This window comes from Photobacterium sp. 1_MG-2023, from assembly GCF_030547945.1.
Taxonomy (GTDB): Bacteria; Pseudomonadota; Gammaproteobacteria; order Enterobacterales; family Vibrionaceae; genus Photobacterium.
Map to the genome: position 1 here is coordinate 1 of NZ_JAUORR010000054.1, position 7,980 is coordinate 7,980.

Sequence of the window (7,980 nt, forward strand, 5' to 3'; positions counted from 1 at the left end):
CCATGCCGAACTCAGACGTGAAACGCAGCAGCGCCGATGGTAGTGTGGGGTCTCCCCATGTGAGAGTAGGACATCGCCAGGCTCCTCTTTAAAAAGGCCACCCTTATTTGGGTGGCCTTTTTGCGTTTATAGCCTTCTGGAATATTAACTGGTCAGATCAATCCATTCCCATGAGCACATCTGTTTGACCCGATGAGTGCAATGCAAGAACTGGTTCCAAGCAGTACAAATCTTATCTATAATATCGTCATCATCGCTGAAACTTTGATTGGCTAAACAACGTTGCCTTAACCAACGCCATACCTGCTCTATTGGGTTAAGCTCAGGAGAATAGGGATGGCAGCTTGATGATGCTGACATTCTCAAATTGATGCGCGACGTCATCAGTATGCCATCCCGCACCATCCATGATCACAACGGCATGCCGCTCTTTTTCTGTTACTCTCGAGATTTGCTTGAGGTGTTCGATCATGATTTCTTTGTGGACCCAGGGGACGACAATCGCTTCACCAATCCCTCGACTTGGGCAAACGGAGCCAAGCCAAACAAGTAGGCATAATCGAACTGTTGCTGTTTCACCGCGCGTGGCCTTGTTCCTCGTTCAGCCCAAAGCCGTGTCGTTGTATTTTGCTGGCCAAATCGAGCTTCATCCCGGAATTAAACATCCACAAGTTCAAGGCAGATATAGTCTGGGATGTTATACCAATCGCAATAAATCATTGGTCATCCTAGTTTGTTAAAATGCTCGATCACTGCGTTAGATTTTTTGATTGTAGAATCAGGACTTATCTAAAAAATCTGCCTTGTTCTCAAACATTTTTCCTACGCTATTTCTGATCACTGACTTACTTTGATTGGTATTACGGATCGTTTCCAGTGGGAAGTTTATTAAAAGCTTCTTGCGTCGCTTGGCATTGCTTCGGGTGTTTTGAGCGGGATGTTCCCATCAGATTGAACAATTAGTAAATAGAATCAGTGTGATAGTGTTTATCAAACTGCTGGGCGATATATGCATGGATACTAGCACCTGTGAGTCTGCCGCCTTGCGGGTGATGAGCTTTATCTTTGCGATATTGGCGGAGTTGCTCTTTTTGCTCAGGGGTTAAGAACGCAGGTCTAACTGTTCTTGGCTTTTCCTGAAGTTCTGCGAGGCCTTCTTCGATAAAGGGTATGAATCCATTTGTTGACACTGGTTCTGCTGACTTGTGGTGGGAGTGGCCTTCTTTGAAGTGGGCAAGCGCGAGCAATCTCATTTTCATTTGAATGGATTTTTGCTGGCTTGCCAGCTTTTTGAAGTCGATATTATTGAGGCTATCCATAGCGATTTGAACATATGAAAGAGAAGCCTCGATGAGATCATATTCTTGTTTGGAGAGGGATGAGATTACAGATAGATCTTGGATTGAAAGCCTCAAGTGAAGTGCAAGAAAAAGCCAGTAGAAAGCTCTGACTGGCCACATCATGAGGAATAACTTTAGCCGTTAGTGCTGAGGATGGCTGTGAGTGATGTTGAGCGATTGAATTGCGGACAGATCCTCGGCGAGGAGAATACCTGCTTTGAGCATCTCCTGGCAGCTAGATGCGACCGTCTCCGGTGCGATGCCACGACATGCTGAAAGGTTCACAATCACCCGAAATGCCCCTGTCGCTTGCAGCTGTAGGGCAGTCGTTTTTACACAATAGTCCGTTGCAAGACCGCCGACCAACACCGTCGTAACGTTCTTTGCTTTCAGCCATTCGATCAAACCTGTACTGAGCTTTTCTTCCAGATCATGGTAGCAGGCGCCATAAGGGTGAAGATCAGGCTCGATCCCTTTCCAGATGACATGATCATAATCGGTCACATCAGGCAGGCCAGGGATCACGTCAAATCCCCGGCTTCCTGGAACGGCATGTTTCACCCAGGTCAGGTCTGCATTTGGGTAGGGCAGGGATTGCAGCATTTTATCATGGCTATCAACGACCCAGACAGCATTCGCTGGATGGGCGTCTTTTGTCAGAATACGCCAATCGGCCAGTTGCGCTTGTTGATTGAGTGCGTCGACAATGCTGTCACCATCCGGAACTGGCAGTTCATCCGGGCAAAGTGGCGTAAATGTTTGCTGCACATCAACATCAATTGCCGCGACAGACATGATCAACCTCCTACAGGATCTGATTCAGGATATGATCAGCTTTCAGTCGTCGGATACGTTTGATCAGACGTCTGACGGGTAGCGGGTAACTTTCGACCTTATCGATAAACTTATAACTACCCATTAACTGAGTATGTCGCAAGATAGCACTGAGTTCCTGCTGTTTTTGCTCGGCCAGCAGTTCATGCTTGTCATGCACCAGAATGGCGTTTTCCAGATCCAGTTTCCAGGCGCGTGGATTCAGGTTATTGCCTGTGATCAGCATATACTGGCGGTCTACCCAGATGCCTTTGAGATGGAAGCTGTTGTTGTCGTGTTTCCAGATATGGATGGCGAGTTGCCGCCGTGCGATTGCCGCTTCATTGTGCTTGGCAAAATTGCGTAAATTGACTTCATACAGATAAGGTAAGCCGGCAATGGTTTTGAACGGCTCACTGGGTGGGATGTAGAAATCATTGGCTGTTTTATCCCCGACAATCAGAGTGATTTTTACACCACGCCGTAAGGCGCGTTTCACTTCACGGCTGATACTGCGAGGAAAATTGAAATATGGTGTACAGATCGTCAGTTCCTGCTGAGCACTGGCAATCAGGGTACAAATATACTTGTTCAGATTGTTTTTACGACGCCCTAGTCCCACAATAGGGGTCAGACCTACCTGATGCGCTGCTACGGACTCCGCTTCGAACGTATAGCTTGCCAGTTGTAACTCTTGTCGCAAGTCTTTGATCGCATTGCGTAACGACTTGGTTTCCGGGCGGATTTGCTGGTTCAGACAATTGACTGCCGGGCTATCAACCAGCGTTTGCTGAACAAAAGCCGCCATGCTGTCCGCGAGTTTTGCATTTTTGATGACATGATATCTGTCGTAGCGGTAGCGCTGATGCTGGGCCAGATAAACGTCATTCAAACTGGCGCCGCTATAGATGACCGAATCGTCAATCACAAACCCTTTAAGGTGCAGGACGCCGAAAACTTCCCGGTTACGTACAGGCACACCAAGGACTTCAATTTTATGCTCGTATGATTGTGAAAACTCGCGGTAGAGCGCTGCGTTCCCTTCTGATTTTTGCGCACCAATCAGCCCTCGCTGGGCACGATGCCAGTCAACCAGGACTTTGATGTCCAGTTCGGGACGCTGTTGCTTGGCGTCATATAATGCTTTGAGAATGCCTCGGCCTGCGTCATCATCTTGCAGGTACAGTGCGACCAGATAAATCCGCTGAGTAGCGCTGGCAATAGCCTGATACAAGCGTTCTCGGAAAGCACTGGCTTCTAGCAGTGTTTCCAAATTTTCCGGCTGATGTGCAATACGCGGCAGCTGGTCAATGAGCTGCCTATTTGCAGTAGCTGAATCCATTATCGCCTCGTTCCGCGACTTATTTGTTAAATCTAAAAAATTAAGGGGACCAATTATACCAGATTTTAATGATGGTAAAGCGGTTCTGCTGGAGCAATTCCTGAGCTTGGGAGGCAGGTTGGTCAATTCGGACTGTATCGCATGGGAATGAGTGATTTTCCTGCACTGCGATAGCGTTGAATTCTTCCCGCGAGCGAGACTGGCAGTGCATCTTCCGAGATCACCTGAAAGCCAGCCTGAACATACAGGTTTTCAAGATGGTTGAATGCAAAGCAAAAGCAGTGCTTTGATATCAGCTGAGCCTGACAGGCTTTTAAGAGCGCCTGACCAATACCTTGTTGTCTGAATGCGGGGACAACCAACATCCCCGTCAGCAGTTGGTGATCTTCAAATTGCTGAAAACGAACGACAGAGACAATCTCTGTTGTCGATTCACCAATCCAAATGACTTCATCCTTTTTCGCCTTTCCTGCCGGGTAATGCGCTTTATACAGTCGATTGACCAAGGGAAAGCGCAGAGGTTCCAAAGGATGGAAGCTAAGTGTTGTTTTCGTTAAATCTGTCATGGAATTCACTGCGTCAACAGCAGGGATCAGTTAGAATGCGGCCTCCAGTATAAAGTGATGGTTTGAAATTGGTATGGAAGTTTTGCGTTCCCATTCACTGGCTCGGCTGCACACCTTTGGGATTGATGTCAGTGCTGAACGAGTGATTCCCGTTACCTCTGTTGACGAGATGAAAGCTCTTTTTTGTAATGATGACATCAGCTCTGAGCCAGTCATGGTGATCGGGCAGGGCAGCAATTTACTGTTCTGTGAACACTATCGGGGAACCATCATTCTGAACCGGATTTTGGGCATTGATGTTCGGGAAACAGATGTTGCTTACCACCTGCACATTGGAGCGGGTGAAAACTGGCATCAATTGGTGTGCTGGACCGTAGAGCAAGGCTACCCGGGTCTGGAGAATCTTGCGCTGATCCCAGGTTGCGTCGGTTCTGCTCCCATTCAGAATATTGGTGCTTATGGCGTAGAGCTACAGGATGTTTGTGCGTATGTTGATGTTCTGGAGCGCGCCAGCGGCACGCTGACACGGTTGACTGCGGAAGCTTGCCGTTTCGGCTACCGGGATTCTGTGTTCAAACATGAATTGAAAGAGACGCACATCATTGTGGCTGTTGGTCTTCGTTTGAGTAAAGACTGGCTCCCGAATATTTCCTATGGCCCGCTGGCCAACCTGAATGCACAAACCGTGACCCCCGCAGAGATTCTGGCGCAGGTCTGCAAAGTACGCCGGGAAAAATTGCCTGATCCAGCGGAGCTGGGGAATGCAGGGAGTTTTTTCAAAAACCCAGTGGTAAACCAGGACACCTATGAGCGGCTGATGGACGAATATCCGAATTTGCCCCATTATCCGGCGCCTGACGGTCGGTATAAACTGGCGGCGGGCTGGCTGATCGATCAGTGCCAGTTGAAGGGATACAAGGTTGGTGGTGCGGCAGTACATCAACAACAGGCGCTTGTCATTGTGAATACAGGTTCTGCAACCGCTGCAGATGTGTTAAAGCTCGCACGCCATATCGTTGATACAGTACAGGCGCGCTTCGGTGTGAGCCTGGAGCATGAGGTGCGGTTTATGGCTGCGACCGGCGAAACGACATTAGACAGAGAACTGCCATGAAAGAGCATGTCACAAAGCTGGCACTGATCCGTATTCTTGCTGATGGCCAATTTCACTCCGGTGAAGCGCTGGGTCAACAGATTGGGATTTCCCGCGCCGCAGTCAGCAAACACATGAAAGTGATCCAGGAGTGGGGGCTGGAAGTCCATCGTGTTCAAGGGAAAGGGTACCGTCTGGCTGCTGGGTTTGATTTGCTGGATGAGGCGCAGATTCTTGATCAGACCGATTGTTCATCACTCTCGGTGATCCCGGTGATCGACTCCACCAATCAATACATGCTGGATCGCATTGGTCAAATGCCGAAAGGAGCCGTTTGTCTGGCTGAATATCAGCAAGCCGGGCGTGGTCGGCGCGGTCGCCAATGGCTCTCACCGTTTGGCAGTAACTTATATTTGTCCATGTATTGGCGATTGGATGCCGGTGTCGCTGCGGCAATGGGACTGAGCCTGGTGGTTGGTCTGGCGATTGCCAAAACGCTTCGTCAGATCGGTGCAGCAGAGGTCAAAGTCAAATGGCCGAATGACCTCTATTTCCAGGATAAAAAGCTGGCGGGGATTTTGGTTGAGATGAGCGGCAAAGCTGGCGATGCCGCGCATCTGGTCATTGGGATGGGTTTGAACCTGACCATGGCAATGACAGACACCGAAGTTGTGGGACAGCCCTGGTCAAATCTGGCTGAAGCCTGTGACCCCATGCCAGAGCGCAATCAACTGGCAGCTGCACTCATTGCAGGCATGACAGAAACCTTGCAGCGTTATGAAGAAGTGGGGATGGCGGGGTTTGTCGACGACTGGGATCAGTTTGATAATTTTCTCAATCGGCCGGTGAAATTGCTGATGGGTGAAAAAGTCGTTCGTGGGATTGCTCGGGGCATTAATCCTCAGGGCGCTTTGCTTCTGGATACTGAGCAGGGGATTGTCCCCTATCTTGGGGGCGAGATTTCTCTGCGCAAAGATGATTAAGCACAAGGCCAGCGATTGCTGGCCTTGCTGATCTTCGGATTATTTCCGCAGGCGAACCGTCTGTACAGCGTGGTTCGAGCCTTTCTGCAGTATCAGGCTGGCCCGCTCCCGGGTCGGAAGAATATTTTCGATCAAATTCTTCCCGTTAATTTCCTGCCAGATATTCGTTGCGGTTTTCACCGCTTCGGTTTCTGTCAACTTGGTGTAATGATTAAAGTAGGATGATGGATCCTGAAACGCGCCTTCGCGGAATTTCAGAAAACGTTCGATGTACCAGGTTTGCAGCAAGTCTGGCTCTGCATCAACGTAAATTGAAAAATCGAGCAGATCCGAAATGAAAACCCGGTGGGGTTCATGCGGATAATCCATACCGCTTTGCAATACATTCAATCCTTCAATGATCAGAATGTCCGGTTGCTCAACCATTTTAATTTCGTCAGTAATGTCATAAATGAGATGCGAATAGACTGGTGCTTCAACTTTGGTTTTGCCGGATTTAATTTCGGTCAGAAACTCAACCAGACGGCGAATATCATATGACTGCGGAAACCCTTTTTTCTTCATCAGGTTTTTTTCCAGCAGCACATCATTCGGGTATAAGAAGCCGTCAGTGGTGATTAACTCGACTTTCGGATGTTCTGGCCAGCGTGTTAACAGCGTTTTGAGTAAACGTGCGGTGGTGCTTTTCCCGACAGCAACACTCCCGGCAATACCAATGATATAAGGCACATTGCTTGGCTTGGGCTGAGACAGAAATTCATCCAGAACACGATTACGTCCTTTGCGTGCACCCACGTATAAATTTAACAAGCGAGATAGCGGCAAATAAATATCGCGCACTTCATCCATCGATAAGTGCTCATTTATGCCGCGCAGGCGTTCGAGATCAGCTTCGTCCAACGTCATCGGGACGGACTTACGCAATTCAGCCCATGCCTGTCGGTCAAAGGAGAGGTAAGGGGTCAGGATCTCGTTCATTTTGTAACCAAAATCTCATTTACAGGGAATGGGACAATACAGGATCAATCCACGAAGTGAAAGTGCCCTGCTTTGAAGTTCCCGATAAATTATGTGCACGCAGGCCATTGTTTGATTAAGAATTGTTCATTGGGACCATTAAAAGTGATTTTTTTTAATTTTCCTATTGCAACCCCTAAAACCATCGCATAGAATGCGCAGCACTTAAGCCGACTTAGCTCAGTAGGTAGAGCAACTGACTTGTAATCAGTAGGTCACCAGTTCGATTCCGGTAGTCGGCACCAAAATTTGGAGGGATTCCCGAGTGGCCAAAGGGATCAGACTGTAAATCTGACGGCTCCGCCTTCGAAGGTTCGAATCCTTCTCCCTCCACCATATTCAAATGGTTGAATAGCTCTACGAGTTACGAGTTTGCGGGCATCGTATAATGGCTATTACCTCAGCCTTCCAAGCTGATGATGCGGGTTCGATTCCCGCTGCCCGCTCCACATTTCTCGTGTGCTGATATAGCTCAGTTGGTAGAGCGCACCCTTGGTAAGGGTGAGGTCGGCGGTTCAAATCCGCCTATCAGCACCACTCTCTCTCCGAAGCACTTCAATCCTTTTGATATATACTCTACAAAACCCATGATTGGTTGTGTGGTCGTTATACCACCTAAATACCGTGCCTAGAGGGACTACCCATGTCTAAAGAAAAATTTGAACGTACGAAACCGCACGTTAACGTTGGTACTATCGGCCACGTTGACCACGGTAAAACTACTCTGACTGCTGCTATCTGTACTGTACTGTCTAAAGTATACGGCGGTTCTGCGCGTGACTTCGCATCTATCGATAATGCGCCAGAAGAGCGTGAGCGTGGTATC

9 protein-coding genes and 4 tRNA genes are annotated in these 7,980 nt (G+C 48.6%); 7 read left to right on the plus strand and 6 right to left on the minus strand.

Features of this window, described 5'->3' with window-relative positions; genetic code table 11:
• Positions 1-144: 144 nt before the first annotated feature.
• The 5 genes from Q4579_RS23125 to Q4579_RS22475 all read right to left on the minus strand — a co-directional run bounded on the left by Q4579_RS23125 (position 145) and on the right by Q4579_RS22475 (position 4,061).
• Positions 145-405, minus strand: a complete 261-nt coding sequence (locus Q4579_RS23125; protein ID WP_368502017.1) for a transposase — start codon at positions 403-405, stop codon at positions 145-147.
• A 554-nt stretch (positions 406-959) separates the two neighbouring features.
• The gene (locus tag Q4579_RS22460; RefSeq protein WP_303567139.1) at positions 960-1,463 is read right to left on the minus strand and encodes a helix-turn-helix domain-containing protein; all 504 of its coding nucleotides are present in this window, start codon (positions 1,461-1,463) and stop codon (positions 960-962) included.
• 18 nt (positions 1,464-1,481) lie between these two features.
• Complete coding sequence (locus tag Q4579_RS22465) at positions 1,482-2,135, minus strand: nicotinamidase (RefSeq protein WP_303567140.1); 654 nt, start codon at positions 2,133-2,135, stop codon at positions 1,482-1,484.
• A 10-nt stretch (positions 2,136-2,145) separates the two neighbouring features.
• Positions 2,146-3,495 carry a CDP-diacylglycerol--serine O-phosphatidyltransferase gene (pssA, locus tag Q4579_RS22470; protein ID WP_303567141.1) on the minus strand — a complete coding sequence of 450 codons (1,350 nt, stop codon included), beginning with the start codon at positions 3,493-3,495 and terminating at the stop codon, positions 2,146-2,148.
• Positions 3,496-3,617: 122 nt separating this feature from the next.
• Positions 3,618-4,061, minus strand: coding sequence for a GNAT family N-acetyltransferase (locus Q4579_RS22475; RefSeq protein WP_303567142.1), 444 nt, complete (start codon positions 4,059-4,061; stop codon positions 3,618-3,620).
• A gap of 73 nt (positions 4,062-4,134) precedes the next feature.
• On the opposite strand from Q4579_RS22475, the gene murB reads away from it, so the two are divergent.
• Together murB and birA are read left to right on the plus strand one after the other, a co-directional pair.
• A complete protein-coding gene (gene murB, locus Q4579_RS22480; protein WP_303567143.1) occupies positions 4,135-5,175 on the plus strand; it encodes a UDP-N-acetylmuramate dehydrogenase in 1,041 nt (346 codons plus the stop codon).
• Positions 5,172-6,137: a bifunctional biotin--[acetyl-CoA-carboxylase] ligase/biotin operon repressor BirA gene (birA, locus tag Q4579_RS22485; RefSeq protein WP_303567144.1), complete on the plus strand. Its 966-nt coding sequence runs from the start codon at positions 5,172-5,174 to the stop codon at positions 6,135-6,137. Before murB ends, birA begins: the two co-directional genes overlap by 4 nt.
• A gap of 39 nt (positions 6,138-6,176) precedes the next feature.
• Here birA and coaA read toward each other — a convergent pair whose 3' ends face one another.
• Positions 6,177-7,103, minus strand: a complete 927-nt coding sequence (gene coaA / locus Q4579_RS22490) for a type I pantothenate kinase (protein ID WP_303567145.1) — start codon at positions 7,101-7,103, stop codon at positions 6,177-6,179.
• A 220-nt stretch (positions 7,104-7,323) separates the two neighbouring features.
• Between coaA and Q4579_RS22495 the strand changes: the two genes are divergently transcribed.
• From Q4579_RS22495 to Q4579_RS22515, 5 genes are all read left to right on the plus strand, one after another.
• Positions 7,324-7,399, plus strand: a tRNA-Thr gene (locus tag Q4579_RS22495).
• 6 nt (positions 7,400-7,405) lie between these two features.
• Positions 7,406-7,490 (plus strand) — tRNA-Tyr (locus tag Q4579_RS22500).
• Between the two features lie 38 nt (positions 7,491-7,528).
• Positions 7,529-7,603: transfer RNA gene (locus Q4579_RS22505), tRNA-Gly, on the plus strand.
• A 12-nt stretch (positions 7,604-7,615) separates the two neighbouring features.
• Positions 7,616-7,691 (plus strand) — tRNA-Thr (locus Q4579_RS22510).
• A gap of 106 nt (positions 7,692-7,797) precedes the next feature.
• A partial coding sequence (locus Q4579_RS22515; protein WP_269808543.1) for a GTP-binding protein occupies positions 7,798-7,980 on the plus strand: 183 nt, incomplete at its 3' end.